This is a genomic window from Labrys miyagiensis (assembly GCF_030160835.1).
GTDB lineage: Bacteria > Pseudomonadota > Alphaproteobacteria > Rhizobiales > Labraceae > Labrys > Labrys miyagiensis.
Map to the genome: position 1 here is coordinate 158,543 of NZ_BSPC01000063.1, position 15,387 is coordinate 173,929.

The following is a 15,387-nucleotide window of genomic DNA, read 5'->3' on the forward strand; positions in this document are numbered from 1 at the left end:
CTTATTGTGGAATGACCAGTTCGGGTTTCGTCGCATAGACCGAGTAGATCTGCTGCAGCATGGCGTCGCGGTCGGGGAAGCGTGATTCCTCATAGCAGCCGAGCGGGTTCTTGATCGCGGCCAGCAGGCATTTGTTGCAATAGGTGCAGGCATTGGCCGGCCTGTCGATGCCGGCCTGCCATTGCTGAGGCAGGTCGTTGTTGGCGATCAGCGAGCGCGCGATGGAGACGCCGTCGCAATAGCCTTCCTGGATGGCCTTTCGCACGACCGAGGCGGTCTGAAAGCCGCCGGTGACGATTACCGGCACGTTCAGCGCCTGCTTGAACTTGCGCGATTCCTCCAGGCTGATGCCCTCGATGGCATGGCCTTTCTTCATGCGGAACCAGATCCAGTGGAAGATCGGCCGCAGGGCCGGATAGCGGAACATCAGGAAGTTGCGGAAAGTGGAGAGCCCGGAGGCGATCATGGCATCGTAGACGACGGCAAGCGTCTCCATCGACAGATCGCCGGGCGGATTGAGCGGGTGCGGGAAAAGCGAGCCGCTGGAGACATGCACGGCGTCGACGCCGGCGGACTCGCAATAGCGGGCAATCTCGATAGCCTCGTCGATCGTATTGCCCTTCTTCTCCCAGGGGATGACGTTGTTGTGGTCGACGGCGCCGAGCTTGACCTGCAGGTGAAAGTCGCGCCCGACATGGCTGCGGATAGAACGGATCACCTCGAGGAGGAAGCGGGCCCGGTTGGGCAGCGAGCCGCCATAGTGGTCGGTGCGGTCATTGATGCCCGAGGACAGGAACTGGCTGAAGAGATAGCCATTGGCCGAATGTAGCTCGACGCCATCGCAGCCGGCTTCCCGTGCCCGCCAGGCGGCCCGGCCGAACTTTTCCACCAGGATGCCGATCTCGCCCGCCGTCATCGCCTGCGTGGGGAAGCCGTGCAGGGTTTCCTGTCGGTTGGTGGAGCTCGCCGACGGCCGATGCTGGTTGGTCACGCCGGGCACATCCATCTGCCGGCCGGAATGGCTGAGCTGCATGAGGAAGCGGCAATCGTGCTTGTGCACGGATTCCACGATTTTTGCCCACAGCGGAATAAAGGCGTCGGTGTGGTTGGTGCCGTAATTGGCAGCGATGCGTCCCTCTATCGCCACCGGGACGAAGGAGGTGATGATGGTGCCAACGCCGCCCCTGGCGAATTTCGTCTCCCAGTTGAGCCGGGTCTGCGTGGGCGAGCCGTCCTCATTGTCCCAGCGCGCGGAGATGCTGGAGCGGAAGATGCGGTTCTTGATCGTGATCTTGCCGAATTTCATCGGCTGGAAGATCGGATCCTCGCTCATGTGCCGCCCTCCGATGCCTGTACTTCGGGCGTCTCGGCCGGCTCGTGCTCATTCGGTGCCTGAATGGCCTGCGCCCAGATCAGCGCCAGCAGCTTGAAGACGAAATCGGCGGCCGGGCAGAAGCTCCAGCTGTTCGACTGGAAGGCGACCTTCGGATCAAAGGAGCGCCGGGCGGCGGTGCCGAGCTGGTAGACCACCAGCGAGCCGGGTTTCAGCGAGGCGCCGGGGATCTCCGCCACCACCTTGGCCTGCCGCAGCACCGAGTCCGGTGCGACCAGGCAGGCCATGGCGGCCGCCTTGTCGCCCAGCGTCGAGCGCCGCACGGGATCGGCGTAGGCGGTGCGCATGAGCGCCAGGCTCTTGACGATGTTGTGGATGGCAATGGCGATGCCGTGCACGGCGATGGGATCGCCGCCGACGGATTCGGCCAGCACCTTCCTGTCGGCATTGAGCGTGCCGGCGAGGGCGGACCAGAGCCAGCGCAGGGGATTTTGGCTGCGAGCGGCGCCATCGAAGCGCGTCGCGGCGAGCCACAGGCGGGGGGAGCTCGCGAAATCGGGCTTGAACAGCCGGCCGATCAGGGTCTGCAGCGCCGGGCCCACCATGTCCTCCGGCGCGTCGCCCCTGACATAGGCGACCAGCGGCTCGATCGCCTCGATGAGTTCCACGGTCGGCGCAGCCGCATTGCCCAGCCGTTCCGAAAGCGCGGTCTGGTTGGCCTGCCGCTCCGCGTCACGACGCCCGCGCATGGTCGGGAAATGCACGCCCTTGATGACGAAGACGCGCATCAGGCGCGCCGCTAGAATGCGATTGCCGAGGGGACCGAGCTTTTCGTAATTGCGGTCGAGCCTGGGGTCATCCTCATCGGCCGCGATGGTCTTGTGATCGTCGACGAGGGTGATGTCGGCCAGCAGCGGAATGTGGATGTGGCGGCTCATCTCAGCGCACCGCCTTGGTCCAGGGGAAGAACACGTTACGCACGACGGCGAAGTCCGGCGCAAGCTCGGGCAGATGGCGCTGAAGCACCGTACCGAACGAGTTCTGCTCAATCCAGTCGAAGCCTGCCGGTGTATAAATTTCGGGCCGATAGTCCTCGGCGAAGAAGCGGTCGCTCTTCAGCCGGCGCGAGGCCATCAGGACGAAGATTCGGAAGACGGTGTCGGAGAAGCCGAAGCCGGGCGGCGAGCCGTTCTTGGCGTTGCTCTCGGCCAGCGTGCCCACCAGAAGATCCACCTGCTCGACAGACGAGTAGACCTCCTTCAACTCCCGGCGCCAGGTCTCGTCATTGGTGAGTTCCTCGAAGCTCTTCGGCACCGGCGCGTTGATCTGGCGGCGGAATTCGCAATAACGCGGTACGCCGCGTTCGCGGTCGCGCAGGACATCCACGGCGGCAAGGTCGATGAACACGTTGTCGTCGGCCCGCTTGTCGAGCCGGCGCAGCGCGTTGGGGTAATTGTGCAGCACCAGCGCGCCGGGATGGGAGGTACCGAGGCTGTAGGCGATATCGAGAAGGCTTGCCCTCTGGTAGACGTCGCGGGACTTGTTGTTGAAGACGTCCTTGAGGTCGCAGTCGAAAAGCGAGCGGTCGTCCTCATGGCTGCGGAAGGAGAAGCCATCCGGGATCAGCGAATGCAGCCTATAGGAGGCCACGAACTCCTCTGTCATGGCATAAGGGGCCGTATAATCTTCTTTCCGGGAGCCGGGAATGCCGGAGAGCATATCCCCGTCGCCGATGCGGCCATACGCCCTCAGGAATTCTTCGCCGAGCAGGCCGAAGAAATTGCCTCGCATGCCGAACCGCCCCGAGGGCGAGTTCATCAACGCCGGAGTCCATTCCACCGTGTGGATCTTGGCTATCAAGGCCGCGTTGACCAGCCTTGCCTTCTGGAAGAGCCATTCCCCGCTCTGCTTGGGAAAGTCGATCTTCAGCCGGTCGACGATGGAATTGTGCTCGCGCGTGAACAGGGTGTGCAGTACCGAGAGCCCGATCCACCAATTGCCGTTGACGCCGGTGAGCTCCTGTCTCTCGAATTTCGAGGTGGGATCAGGTGGCAGCAGGCCGTTCTCATCAAGAGGGATCTTGCCATCGGAGCGGATATTGCCCGGATCGGCGACGAAATTGCCGGCTTCGTCGAAAGCTCGCTTGTCCGGCTCTGTCCGGATCAGGATCTGCCGATCGAGCGTTGAGCCGTAGATCTGGGAGGCGTCCCACCAATGGGTCTCGGTGTTGGTATAGGCGGCCGGGCGGTTCGCCGCGCCGGCCGGCTGCGGGTCCGGTTTGGTGCGCAGCACCTCCATCATGCCGCCGGGCCAGTCATCGCCTTCAGGTACCGGAAAGAAATGTGGGTTGGCGCGATCATTGGTGCCGTGGCTCAGCCAGTCATGCACCATGAACTGGATCCAGGCGGCGGCGAGGACGTTGAGATGCGGCACGGGCACGAATTTGTCGCGGGCCAGCAGCCTGGAGCTCACCAGGCGGGGATTGGGTTCATAAAGGGCCGGTGCTGTTTCGCCATAAGTGAGGGCGAGCGGCATGTTGCGGCCGAAGCGTGCGCCCGCCCGGCCCATCCAGGGTTGTGCCAGATCATTGTAGCTGCCATCGGCCGTCCGGAAGCTCTGGATATCGAAATCGCCGGCGGGAGGTGGAGGTACTGGTGAGACCTCAGTATCGTAAAGATTATTCTGCCTCAGAATAGCCCGGTGGCCAATAATGATGGCGTCGCTGACCGGGAATGGCCAGCGATACCAGACGGCAAATTTGCTGGTGACACGGGCCAATACGATAAGGATACGATCGACAATATCGCCCATTGGACCCTCCCGTGTAATCGGGATAATGAAGAGAATCTCGTGGGTTGTCGAGTATTTTGGAATGCGCCGAGACTGCCCAATTCACGGCATTGTCACGAAATAACCCGGCCTCGAATGCTTGCCGGAGATCCGAGGCTTAAATCGTTATACCGTCTGCAATTTCCTATTTTTCGACGAAACTTTGCCGGCCAGCCGGATTTGCTCGCACGAGCTGCAAGGGCTGAGCCGCAGGGCCTCAACTCCCGTGCGTGGAGGAGGCGTAGGGGCCGACTTTGCAAATCAGGCCGCGCCAAAACAGGGAGTGGCAGTCTCCGACGGCCATCTTCCTCGGTATGAAACGCTTTGTTTCCAAGAATAGCGGTCAGAGATCGCCACTTCCGCCTCACCCGCAACGTTACCGCCTGTGCGTAGAGGCCGGCCGGCGGCCTATCCCGCCCGCCTGCGCCTGGCGCCAGCGGCGGCAGAGCGCTGGTGCCTGATGATGGTACGCTCGATGGTCTCGGGCCGCATCTGCGTCTCGATCACCAGCAGGGCGGCGCCAAGCAACAGACCGGTGCGTATATCCGACTGGCCGGCGGCAATGGTGAGGTTGCGCGTGGCGAGCGGCAGGGAGCGCTGGTAGACGAGCTCGCGCACGCCGGAGAGCAGGTCCTCGCCCGCTTGCGCCAGCGTGCCTCCGATGACGATCACGCTCGGGTTGAGCACGCTGACGACATCGGCTGTCACTTCGCCGAGCACCCGGCCTGCCTCGCGCACCAGCCGGACGGCCTCGGGCTGGTTGGCCCTCAAATGGTCGATCACGTCGCGGGCCGTCGTCGCCTCCACGCCACGGTTGCTGAGATCGCGGGCGATGGCCCAGCCCGCCGCCCGCGCCTCGACGCAGCCGAGCTTGCCGCATCGGCAGAGCGGGGCTGGCTCGCCCGTGAACTGGATATGGCCGATATCGCCCGCGGCACCCTGCGCGCCGCGATAGAGCCGCCCGTCGGTGATGATGCCACTGCCGATGCCGGTACCCGCCTTGATGAACAAGAACTGGCCGACCTCGGGCCAGAAACGGCGGAACTCGGCGAGCGTCATCAGGTTGACGTCGTTCTCCACCGACACCGGCGCATCGAACTGCCGCTGCAGCCAGGCGCGGATGTCGAAATCGTCCCAGCCGGTCATCACCGAAGGGCCGACGACGCGCCCGCCCTCATGGTCGACCGGCGCCGGCAGGCCGATGCCGATGCCGAGTACATCCTCGTGGCGCCGGCCGAGGCGTTTCAGGAGCAGCCGGAACTGCTCGACGATCCATCCGAGCACGGGCACCGGGCCGTGGCGGATGTCGATCGTGCCGACCGCCTCGGCGAGGATCCTCGGTTCGAGATCGGTGATAGCGAGGCGGGCATGGCTTTCGCCGATATCAGCCGAAAGCACCACGCCGAAATCGGTGTTGAGCCGGATCATGCGGGCCGGCCGGCCGCCGCTCGGCAGCGCCTCCGGTGCTTCTTCGATCAGGCCCGCATCGAAGAGAGCGGCGAGGCGCTCGGTCACGGTGGAGCGCGACAGGCCCGAGGCCTCCGTGAGGGCGGAGCGCGAACACGCCCTGCCGGTGGCGATCAGCCAGAGGATGGTGCCGGCGCCCGACGCTGATCCCGCTTCCTCATGCTCCTTGCCTTCTTTGGTCACGCTGGTTCTGCCCTTCGCGGCTGCCATGGACCGGCAGCGCCAGCGCGATCTTATGACCGAAATCAGACATAAGCCAGCGAAGAAGCTCGGCTGCGTGGTCAGCGGGTTTTGGTGAGCATCAGGAGATTGCCGGCGATGACAATGACAAGGCCGGTGATGGCAAGGCCGGTCCAGGCATAGCCTTCATAGATCGTCGAGATGGCCAGGGCGATGACGGGGAACAGCACGGTCGAATAGCCGGCGCGACTGGCACCGATGCGGCTGAGCAGCGTGAGATAGGCGGCAAAGGCGGCTACGGAAGAGAGCAGGGCCGACCACAGCAGCGCGCCGAGATAGCGGATATTGGGCTCGATGATGAAGTCCTGGCCGCGGACGAGGCTGAACAGCAGCAGGAAGAGAGCGCCATAGACCATGCCCCAGGTGGTCGCGGAAGGCAGGGGGATGGCGCGCGCCTTCAGGCCGACGGACAGCATATTGCCCAGGCAGAAGCACAGGGTGCCGGCGACACAGAGTGTGAGACCGCCGAGAACCGGGCCGCTAAGGCTCGCGCCGGTCAGTTGTGGCGCGAACATCAGGCCGACGCCGCCGAAGCCCATCAGCCCGGCGATCACGGCGCGCAAGCGCGGCTTCTGGCGGAAGATCAGAGCGCCGAGCACGATGTTGAAGACCGAGGCGAGCGAGAACACCACAGCCAGCAGGCCGGAAGGCGTCGAGAGCCCGCCGTAGTAGAAGCAGAGGAAATTGGTCGAGAACAGCAACAGCCCCATCAGGGCGAAACGCAGATGCTCGGCCGCGGCAAAGCGCAGTCGGTTGCCGGTTGCCGCCACCCAGACCAGCATCACCACGGCGGCGATCAGGAAGCGCCAGAATAGAGACACCTCCGGCGCCACCACGCCGAGCTGCAGATGCAGGGCGATCCATGAGGTGCCCCAGACAAAGACAACCAGGGCGTAGAGCGAAAAATCGAAGGCACCGAGCGCCGCGGCGTCGCTCGGCCTTACTTTCAGGATCGTGTCTGACATGCGCCATTATCCGACGCTTTGAACCCCTGGTCCAATGAAGGTCGGGAATGGAATTGATCGCACAGGTTGATGGGCCGGGAAGGGGCTCGGGAATAGTCGCACCATTTCCTGCCGCTGCGTGTGCGGCACGACAGCCCCATTTACCTGAAGCGCTTCTGGTTCCAACGGTGTCCCAGCAACGCCAGGATGATGATCAGGCCGTTGAAGAACTGCACGTAGAAGCCACTGAGGCCGGCGGCCACGATGCCGCTCTGGATGAAGGACACGATGGTGGCGCCGATGGCGCCGCCGGCCACCGTACCGATGCCGCCCCAGGTCGGCGTGCCTCCCACGAAGACCGAGGCGATCGCCGGCAGAAGATAGCCGTCGCCCGTCGTCGGCCACCAGGTGAAGTTGACGAGTGTGGTGAAGATGCCGGCGATGGCGGCGCCGAAGCCCATGAAGGCGAAAGTGGCCACACGCACCCTGTCGACGGGAATGCCCATCTGCGCCGCGCTGTCGGGATGGTCGCCCACGGCATGCACACGGGCGCCGAAGCGATGTCGGTTGTAGAGCAGGCCCGCCGCGATCACAAAGAGCAGGGCCCAGAAGATCTGCACCGGCACGCCCCAGACCGAGCCGGAGAGCACGCTGGCGGTGGTGCCGTCGCGCAGTTCGAGCAAGGCGATCGACTTGCCCTGCGTGATGATCTGGATGAAGCCGCGCAGCATGTAGTTCATGCCGAGCGTGGCGATCAGCGAGGAGAGGGAGCCATAGACGACCAGCGAGCCGACGGCGAGGCCGATGATCGTGCCGGTGACGATAGCGGCGGCGATGGCGATCAGGGCTGGAAAACTGGCCTTGATCAGCAGGGCAAACATCCAGGCTGAAAAGCCCATCGTGGAGGGAAAGGAAAGGTCGATCTCACCGACGGTGACCACGAAGACCAGCGGCACGACGAGAGCGAGAGCCACCGGTAGTGTCACCAGTACCGAAGAATAGATCGTCCAGCTCAGGAAGACGCGGGGGCTGGCGATCATGAAGATCAGGATCATCACCGCGAAGACGACGAAGGTGCCCATTGCGGCGCGGTTCCTGGTGAGAAAACGGCGCAGCGCGCTTTCGGGCGGGCGGACGACGACGCGGGGCTGTTTGGGGCGGTCGTTGACGGACAGGCTCATCGCGATGCTCCCGGCAGGGCGGCGGTCGGGTCGAAGGAGGCCGCGCCCTGCGGATGGGCGGTATGTTCCATGAAATCGATCAGGGCCTGGGCCGAGCCGACCTCTTCCTTCGTGGCTTCGAGGGCGACACGGCCGCGGTCGATCACCACGAAGCGGTCGGCGATATCGTAGACGTGGTGGATGTTGTGCCCGATGAAGAGGATGGAGCGCCCGCCCGCCTTCACCGTACGCACGAAGCGGAACACTTTCTCTGTTTCCGTGAGCGAGAGGGCGGTGGTGGGCTCGTCCATGACGATGAGGTCGGCCTTGTTGTAGATCGCCCGGGCGAGGGCGACGCCCTGGCGTTCGCCGCCGGACAATTGCCCCACGATGGAATCGGGCGTGAACACCTTGGAGGTGAAGCCGATCTCGCGCATCAGGCGCTCGGCTTCGGCGTGTTCCTTGCCCGTATCGAGGAAACCCAGGAAGCCGGTGATCTCGCGTCCCATGAAGATGTTGCGCACGATCGACTGTTGCACGCACAGGGCCCGGTCCTGGAAGACCGTTTCGATGCCGGCATCGCGCGAGCGGGCGGCGTTCCAGTTCTGAGCCGGCACGCCACGCACCAGGATCTCGCCGCTGGTCGGCCTGATGGCGCCCGCCAGCATCTTGATCAGGGTCGATTTGCCGGCGCCGTTGTCGCCGAGCAGGCCTACGACCTCGCCCCGGTCGACATGCAGATTGACGCCGCCCACGGCAAAGACGCGGCCATAGGATTTGGCGACATTCCTCAATTCGATGAGCCTTTCGCCCATGCTGGCCTCCTGAGGAGAAGGGAAGGCGAGGGCGCTGGGAGGGGCGCCCTCGCAGTGAGCCTCGCTCAACGCAGCCCCTGGCTGGCGAGGTCGGCAACGTTCCTGTAGTTGTCGGGTGTCACGAAACCGTTGCCGGTATCGACGCTGACCGGCGACAGGCCATAGACGATCTGCTCGCACAGGCTCAGGATCGGCATGTAGCCTTGCTGGAAGGGCTGCTGGTCGGCGGTGAGCTGCACCCAGCCATCCTTGAAGGCCTCGACGATCTGCGGGCTGGTGTCGAAGCCGACATTGATCAGTTCACCCGCCTTCTTGCCGGCCGCCTGCATATAGGTCGCGGCATTGCCGAGCTGCTGGCCGCCCGGATAGACGATCGCCTTGGCGGCCGGGTTGGCCTGCACGGTGGCGGTGATCACGGGAATGGCGAGGTTGGGGTCCGTCGCCCATTCGGGCGGGGACGTGAGGCGCACCACCTTGACGCCGCCCTTCTCGAGCGCCTTGGCGGTGCCCTCCTCGCGGGCGCCGCGGTTGGAATCGTCGAAACCACCAAGCACGATGGCAACGTCGCCAGCTTTCAGGCCGAAGCGGCGCAGGATCTCTTCGCCCAGGGCCCGGCCCTGCGGCTCCTGCTGGGCGCCGACATAGGCGCTGCCGAACTTGGCTTGGGCCGTCGGCACCGGCACGTTCTGATAGATCATCTTGATGCCGGCGGCCGCGGCGTCCTCGGCCAGTGGTAGGATGGCCGCATCGCCCGGATGGCCCATCATGGCGATGCCGTCGGGCTTGGCCGCCACTGCCTCGCGCAATTGCTGGGTCATCTGTTCCTGCGACCAGCCGGAAAAGACATATTCGACCTGGGCGCCGGTGTCGTTGGCGGCCTGGCGCGCGCCATTATAGACGATGGTGCCGAAGGCATCGCCCTCCGCGCCGCCGACGAAGAAGCGGATATGGACGTTGCCGCACCATTTGTCGCGCACGGCGTCAGCAGCCGAGGCGCCGGTGACGGCAGCCACACTGGAGAGTAGGCCGAGAAGCAGGCCGGCATTCCGCATGGCCTTCGAGACAGTCAGTTTCTTCATGGTTTCTTCCCTCTGTTGATCGGGCTTTTCACCCTTTATTGATCGTTCAGTCCAGATATCCTATCAGTTCGGATTGGCGATGAAATCAGCACCACCACGCGCCTGCTTGAGGTGGTTGAGCGCGAAGACCTGGCCCGTCATCTCCAGTTCGTCGCGGTAGACGGGGTCGTGCCAGCCTTCGATGTCGATGGTGCCGGCATAGCCGGCCAGACGCAGCTCGCCGAGGATGCGCGTCCAGTCGCTGTCGCCGAAGCCGGGCGTGCGCATCTGTACGAAGGCATGCTTGCCGAACACGCCGTGCTCGCGGATCACGTCCCAGCGCACGGTGGCGTCCTTGCCATGGACATGGAAGATCTTCGGCGCCCATTTGCGGATCTGCGGCAGGGGATCGATGAGATAGACGAGCTGGTGGCAAGGCTCCCATTCCAGGCCGAGATTGTCGGCCGGCAGGGCGTCGAATATGAGCTCCCAGGCGTCGGGATTGTGGGCGATGTTCCAGTCTCCGCCCGCCCAGTTACCGTCCATGGCGCAGTTCTCGAAGGCGAGGCGCACGCCCTTGTCGTCGGCGCGGCGGCTGAGTTCGCCCCAGACCTGCCTGAAGCGCGGCAGGCTTTCCTCCAGCGGGCGGTTGCGGATGCGCCCGGTGAAGCCGGCGATCGTCTTGGCGCCGAACAGATGCGCATTGTCGATCAGCGCCTTCCAGCCCTCCAGCGTGGCGACATCGAGCTCCTGCTCTTCCAGGGGATTGCCGAACATGCCGAGCGTGTCGATCACCACATCCGCATCGCCGATGGCGTCGCGCAACTCGCCGGCAAGGCGTGGCAGGTCCTTGTTCATCACCTGCCAGAAGAAGGGCTCGATGCTCTCGAAGCCATGCGGCAGGATCCCGCGGACATAGCCGGCGGGATCCGGCGCATTGGCCTTGATCATGGTACCGACACGGATGCTTTTCAGGGCGGACATGGCTTTCTCAGATCACGAGTTCGATGGTGCGGCCCCGGCCGGCGCTTTCGATGGCGCCGAAAACCATGGCGAGGCTGCGGATGTTTTCGTGCCCCACCGTCTCCGGTTCCGAACCGGAGCGGATGGCGGCAATGAAATCGGTGAGGACGCCCTGGTGCCCGCCGACCTTGTCCCCGGGTTCGGAAGCAGGCACGGCAACCGAGGTAAGGGGCGCCAGCAGCTCGGTGCGCTCGCCCGGTACTTCGGCGCGGATATCGTCATGTCCGTCCCAGGCGAGCGAGCCCTTTGTCCCGACGATGCGCCAGGCGCCTTCCCAACTGGTGCGGATGCCCTCCGCCGCCCAGCTGCCGCGATAGGTGAAGAGGGCGCCGTTCGGCAGATCGAAGCAGGCGAGGGCGGAGGAGCCCTGCCGGAACCATGAGGATTTCGGGTCCCACTCGCGGCAATGGACCTTCGTCGGTGACAGGCCCGTCATGCAGCGCATGGCATCGAAGGTGTGGATGGCCATGTCGAGCAGCAGCACATGGTCCATCTCCTCGCGAAAGCCGCCGAAATGCGGCGCGACGAAGAAGTCGGCATGCACGCTGGTGATATCGCCGATGGCGCCGGAGGCGACGAGCCTGGCGATGCGGCGGATGGCGGAGAGATAGCGCCGGTTCTGCACCACGGCATGGATGCGGCCGGCCGTGGCGGCGCGTTTCACCAGGTCATGCGCCTCCTCCATCGAATTGGCCATCGGTTTTTCGCTCAGCACATGGCAGCCGGCGGCCAGCGCTTCAGCCACGACCTTGTGGCGGGCGGATGGCACGACCACGTCGAACAGGACGTCGGGCTGCGTCGTCACCAGCAAGGAAGAGAGGTCGGCGGCCGTGACGGCGTGGGAGAGCTCGAATTCGGCGGCGCGCCCCTTTGCTCGTTCTTGGTCGAGATCGGCAAGGCCCACAATGTCGAGGCCCTCGATGCCGGCGGCGGCCTGCAGCCAGGCGCGGCTCATGGCACCGCATCCGATGAGGACAGCCCTCAAGCGCATCGCAAGCCTCCCTTGCCAGCGGTCAGCGGGTCTTTGCCCACTTGATTTCCGTAAACGTTTACGGAAGTTATTGTGGCGGGAAAATCCTGTCAAGAGTTGTTTGAGTTACGCTCATCATGCAATGACAAGGGGGCGGGACCGAGTGGCCCGCGGCACGCAGGGGGAAGGGCTTTGATCGGCATACGCGAGCTCGCTCGTCATCTCGACATCTCGATCGGCACGGTGTCGCGCGCCCTCAACGGCAAGGCTGACGTCAACCCTGAGACGCGCAAGCGTGTGCTGGAGGCGGCGAGCACACTCGGCTATGCGCCGAACCAGTCCGGCAGGAGCCTGCGCAGGGGCATGACGGGCCTGGTGGGCGTGATCGTGCCGAGCGACCCGGAACAGACCCTGGTCGATTCGGTTTTCGCCGCCGTGCTCAACGGCCTGCGCCGATTTCTTTCGGGGCGGGGGCTCGATCTTGCCATTTTCCTCTATGTCGAGGCTGAGGAGGATGCCTTTTCCGTGCTGCAGCGGATTGCCGGCCGGCGGCTGGTCGACGCGCTGATCATCTCGCAGACACAGCGTAGCGACCCGCGTATCGGCTATCTCCTCGGCAGGTCGCTGCCCTTCGTTGCCTTCGGCCGCTGCGAGCTGGAAGAGGATCACGCCTTTGTCGACATGGATTTCGACGCAGCTGTGGGGGGAGCGGTCGAGCGCCTCGCTGCCCTCGGTCATCGGCGCATGGCGGCCCTCGTGCCGGCGGGCGAGCTCAATTACAGCCACCTCATCACCGAACAGTTCCAGGCCACCCTGGCCCGGCTTGGACTGCCGCACAAGGCCGGCGCGGTCCATCGCTGCAGCCGGGGCAAGGGCGGCGGCTATGAGGCGGCAGACGCGCTGCTGGCGGAACAGGATATACCGACAGCCGTCATCACCGCCGACCGCAAGCTCGCCATCGGCCTCTACAAGCGCCTGAACGAGGCCGGGCTGGCGCCGGGGCGGGACATGTCGGTGATCTGCGTCAATTGCGACGCCCAGGCCCAGTTCCTCTCGCCGGTGCTGTCCTCCTACCAGGCCGACCTGCCGATGCTCGGCCAGGAGCTCGGCAGGGCCTTGCAGGCAGCGTTAACCGCGGAGAAGACGGGGCTGCCGGCCGCGGAGTTCCCGCAGATCCTGATGCCGATGCGCTATGTGGAAGGGGGAAGCACTTCGGAGAGATCGGGAGCTCGCACCTGATATTGGGGGGCTGGCTCGATGGTCCGGCGCCAGGTTCTCAATACGCCTTCTCGTCGAAGATCGGGTCGATCCTGCCGCCCCATTCGCCCTGGAAGCGGGCCAGCATGGCTTCGGCGGAAGTCACGCCGCTCTCCACTATCTCGTCGAGGCCGTCGAGGAAATGGTCCTCGGTGCGGCCTTCCCAATCCTCGATATTGCGCGCTTTCAGCCCCTTGCGGGCGATGGCCAGCGTGCGCAGCGCGATGTCGCGCACGGTCTCGTTGCGGAACGGCGTCTTCAGGGACTGGCGGCTGACGCTGTCGCGCAGGGCCTGGCGCTCGGCCTCGTTCCAGTCCTTGACGAGGTCCCAGGCCGCTTCCAGCGCGTCGGTGTCGTAGAGCAGGCCCACCCAATAGGCCGAGAGGCCGGCGAGCTTGGAGGTGGGGCCGGCATCGGCGCCGCGCATTTCGAGATAGCGCTTGAGGCGCACTTCCGGAAAGAGCGTGCCGAGATGGTTGGCCCAGTCCGAGATAGTGGCATATTCGCCCGGCAGTTGCGGCAGCTTGCCGGTGAGGAGGTCACGGAACGAGCCGCCGGCAACGTCGTGATAAGTGTCGCCACGCTTGACGAAATAGAGCGGCACGTCGAGCGCCCAGTCGACATAGCGCTCGAAACCCATGCCATCCTCGAAGGCGAAGGGCAGCATGCCGGTGCGGTCGAGATCGGTATGGCGCCACACCTCGGAGCGCATGGAGAGAAAGCCGTTGGGCTTGCCATGCATGAAGGGCGAATTGGCGAAGATGGCGGTGGCGATCGGCTGCAGCGCCAGCGAAACGCGCAACTTCTTCACCATGTCGGCTTCGGAGGAGAAATCGAGATTCACCTGCACGGTAGAGGTGCGGTACATCATGTCGAGACCCATGACGCCGACCTTCGGCATGTAGTTCGTCATGATCTCGTAGCGGCGCTTGGGCATGCGCGGCGTCTGCTCGCGCGTCCACACTGGCGACATGCCCAGGCCCAGGAAACGGATGCCGAGCGGCCCGCCGATCTCGCGCACCTGTGCGAGATGGGCGTGGATCTCGGTGCAGGTCTGGTGGATCGAGTGCAGGGGCGCGCCCGACAATTCGAACTGGCCACCCGGCTCCAGCGAAATTGCGCCGCCGCCGGTGACGTCGAGCATGCCGATGATGTTCTCGCCTTCCATGATCGGTTCCCAGCCGAGCATGGCCTGCATGCCCTCGAGCAAGGCGCGGATGCCGCTCGGGCCTTCATAAGGCACGGGCTGGTGGCTGCCAGCGCGGAAGGGGAACTTCTCGTGCTCGGTGCCGATCTTGAATTGGGACTGTGGCTTGTTGCCCTTTTCGATCCAGGCGACCAATTCGTCGCGCGAGGCAATAGGGGTTGAATCGATAACGTCGCGGGCCATGAGGGAAACCTTGCAAAACGGCGCGGACCATAGACACAGCCATGCGACATGACAATTGCGGCCATCCCCGCGACACGTCAAAAAGACGACAAACCCGATTCAGACCGTCGATTTTTGGATCGGTGAAGCATCGAGGCGATTTTCACACGGCCCGCCAGTCGCCATGGGCGGCCTGAATGAGCGCCAGGGCCGCCACGGCGGCGGTGTCGGCGCGCAGGATGCGCGGGCCGAGCGAGAGGCGGGTATGGGAGGGAACGCGGGCGATCGCCTGCCGCTCGGCATCCTCGAAGCCGCCTTCCGGGCCGATGAGGACGGCGACAGGTCCCTTCGGCATGGCGGCGAGCGTGGCGAGCGGATCGGCGAGGGCGGCGCTTTCGTCGCAGAAGACGAGATGCACCGCTGGATCCCAGTTCTCGATCGCGCGCAGCAGGTTCTGCTCGGGCGCGACCTCGGGCACCGAGATCACGCCGCATTGTTCGGCGGCCTCGATAGCGTTGGCCTGCATGCGTTCGAGATTGACACGCGAGACCTGCGTGCGGCGGGTGATCACGGGCTCGATGGTGCCGACGCCCATCTCCACCGCTTTCTGGACCATATAGTCGAGCCGGGCATGCTTGAGCGGGGCGAACAGCCAGCGCAGGCCGGGGCGCGGTGTTTGCGGTCTTGTCTGTGCCTCCGCCACCAGGCTGACGCGCTTGCCCTCAATGGCGATGGTCGCCGCGAATTCGCCCTCGCGGCCGTTGAACACCAGGATGCGCTCGCCCGCCTTCAGGCGCAGCACATTGGACAGATAATTCTGCTGGGTCTTGTCGAGCGCGATCGCCTGGCCCTCGCCGAGAGGGGAATCGACGAAGAGCCGGACCGAAAGAAAATCATAGGCCGCCATATCAAGGGATCCACG

At 64.6% G+C, this 15,387-nt stretch carries 13 protein-coding genes; 1 reads left to right on the top strand and 12 read right to left on the bottom strand.

Annotation, left to right across the window (positions count from 1 at the left end; translation table 11 throughout):
* Position 1: 1 nt before the first annotated feature.
* The 10 genes from QQL24_RS27425 to QQL24_RS27470 form a co-directional block, all read right to left on the bottom strand.
* Entirely contained in the window at positions 2–1,333 is a 1,332-nt protein-coding gene (locus QQL24_RS27425; protein ID WP_284315476.1) for an NADH:flavin oxidoreductase, read from the bottom strand.
* Positions 1,330–2,271: a hypothetical protein gene (locus QQL24_RS27430; RefSeq protein WP_284315477.1), complete on the bottom strand. Its 942-nt coding sequence runs from the start codon at positions 2,269–2,271 to the stop codon at positions 1,330–1,332. Before QQL24_RS27430 ends, QQL24_RS27425 begins: the two co-directional genes overlap by 4 nt.
* Position 2,272: 1 nt before the next feature.
* A complete protein-coding gene (locus QQL24_RS27435) occupies positions 2,273–4,144 on the bottom strand; it encodes a peroxidase family protein (RefSeq protein ID WP_284315478.1) in 1,872 nt (623 codons plus the stop codon).
* Between the two features lie 426 nt (positions 4,145–4,570).
* Complete coding sequence (locus tag QQL24_RS27440) at positions 4,571–5,839, bottom strand: ROK family transcriptional regulator (RefSeq protein WP_284315479.1); 1,269 nt, start codon at positions 5,837–5,839, stop codon at positions 4,571–4,573.
* 71 nt (positions 5,840–5,910) lie between these two features.
* Complete coding sequence (locus QQL24_RS27445; protein ID WP_284315480.1) at positions 5,911–6,834, bottom strand: DMT family transporter; 924 nt, start codon at positions 6,832–6,834, stop codon at positions 5,911–5,913.
* A 140-nt stretch (positions 6,835–6,974) separates the two neighbouring features.
* On the bottom strand, positions 6,975–7,994 hold the full coding sequence (locus QQL24_RS27450) for an ABC transporter permease (RefSeq protein WP_284315481.1): 1,020 nt from the start codon (positions 7,992–7,994) through the stop codon (positions 6,975–6,977).
* Positions 7,991–8,788 carry an ATP-binding cassette domain-containing protein gene (locus QQL24_RS27455; protein WP_284315482.1) on the bottom strand — a complete coding sequence of 266 codons (798 nt, stop codon included), beginning with the start codon at positions 8,786–8,788 and terminating at the stop codon, positions 7,991–7,993. Before QQL24_RS27455 ends, QQL24_RS27450 begins: the two co-directional genes overlap by 4 nt.
* Before the next feature lie 65 nt (positions 8,789–8,853).
* Positions 8,854–9,867, bottom strand: coding sequence for a substrate-binding domain-containing protein (locus QQL24_RS27460; protein ID WP_284315483.1), 1,014 nt, complete (start codon positions 9,865–9,867; stop codon positions 8,854–8,856).
* A gap of 63 nt (positions 9,868–9,930) precedes the next feature.
* The gene (locus tag QQL24_RS27465) at positions 9,931–10,830 is read right to left on the bottom strand and encodes a sugar phosphate isomerase/epimerase family protein (protein WP_284315484.1); all 900 of its coding nucleotides are present in this window, start codon (positions 10,828–10,830) and stop codon (positions 9,931–9,933) included.
* A 7-nt stretch (positions 10,831–10,837) separates the two neighbouring features.
* Positions 10,838–11,860, bottom strand: coding sequence for a Gfo/Idh/MocA family protein (locus QQL24_RS27470; protein ID WP_284315485.1), 1,023 nt, complete (start codon positions 11,858–11,860; stop codon positions 10,838–10,840).
* A 171-nt stretch (positions 11,861–12,031) separates the two neighbouring features.
* Between QQL24_RS27470 and QQL24_RS27475 the strand changes: the two genes are divergently transcribed.
* Positions 12,032–13,078: a LacI family DNA-binding transcriptional regulator gene (locus QQL24_RS27475; RefSeq protein ID WP_284315486.1), complete on the top strand. Its 1,047-nt coding sequence runs from the start codon at positions 12,032–12,034 to the stop codon at positions 13,076–13,078.
* 37 nt (positions 13,079–13,115) lie between these two features.
* On the opposite strand, the gene QQL24_RS27480 is transcribed toward QQL24_RS27475, so the two are convergent.
* Together QQL24_RS27480 and QQL24_RS27485 are read right to left on the bottom strand one after the other, a co-directional pair.
* Entirely contained in the window at positions 13,116–14,486 is a 1,371-nt protein-coding gene (locus QQL24_RS27480) for a glutamate--cysteine ligase (protein ID WP_284315487.1), read from the bottom strand.
* Between the two features lie 142 nt (positions 14,487–14,628).
* Positions 14,629–15,372: a 16S rRNA (uracil(1498)-N(3))-methyltransferase gene (locus QQL24_RS27485; RefSeq protein WP_284315488.1), complete on the bottom strand. Its 744-nt coding sequence runs from the start codon at positions 15,370–15,372 to the stop codon at positions 14,629–14,631.
* Between the last annotated feature and the right edge of the window lie 15 nt (positions 15,373–15,387).

Coding starts and splice junctions, on each gene's coding strand:
- QQL24_RS27435 (WP_284315478.1), bottom strand. CDS start 4,144: ATGGGCGATATTGTCGATCGTATCCTTATCGTATTGGCCCGTGTCACC.
- QQL24_RS27480 (WP_284315487.1), bottom strand. CDS start 14,486: ATGGCCCGCGACGTTATCGATTCAACCCCTATTGCCTCGCGCGACGAA.
- QQL24_RS27455 (WP_284315482.1), bottom strand. CDS start 8,788: ATGGGCGAAAGGCTCATCGAATTGAGGAATGTCGCCAAATCCTATGGC.
- QQL24_RS27465 (WP_284315484.1), bottom strand. CDS start 10,830: ATGTCCGCCCTGAAAAGCATCCGTGTCGGTACCATGATCAAGGCCAAT.
- QQL24_RS27450 (WP_284315481.1), bottom strand. CDS start 7,994: ATGAGCCTGTCCGTCAACGACCGCCCCAAACAGCCCCGCGTCGTCGTC.
- QQL24_RS27445 (WP_284315480.1), bottom strand. CDS start 6,834: ATGTCAGACACGATCCTGAAAGTAAGGCCGAGCGACGCCGCGGCGCTC.
- QQL24_RS27470 (WP_284315485.1), bottom strand. CDS start 11,860: ATGCGCTTGAGGGCTGTCCTCATCGGATGCGGTGCCATGAGCCGCGCC.
- QQL24_RS27440 (WP_284315479.1), bottom strand. CDS start 5,839: ATGGCAGCCGCGAAGGGCAGAACCAGCGTGACCAAAGAAGGCAAGGAG.
- QQL24_RS27485 (WP_284315488.1), bottom strand. CDS start 15,372: ATGGCGGCCTATGATTTTCTTTCGGTCCGGCTCTTCGTCGATTCCCCT.
- QQL24_RS27460 (WP_284315483.1), bottom strand. CDS start 9,867: ATGAAGAAACTGACTGTCTCGAAGGCCATGCGGAATGCCGGCCTGCTT.
- QQL24_RS27430 (WP_284315477.1), bottom strand. CDS start 2,271: ATGAGCCGCCACATCCACATTCCGCTGCTGGCCGACATCACCCTCGTC.
- QQL24_RS27425 (WP_284315476.1), bottom strand. CDS start 1,333: ATGAGCGAGGATCCGATCTTCCAGCCGATGAAATTCGGCAAGATCACG.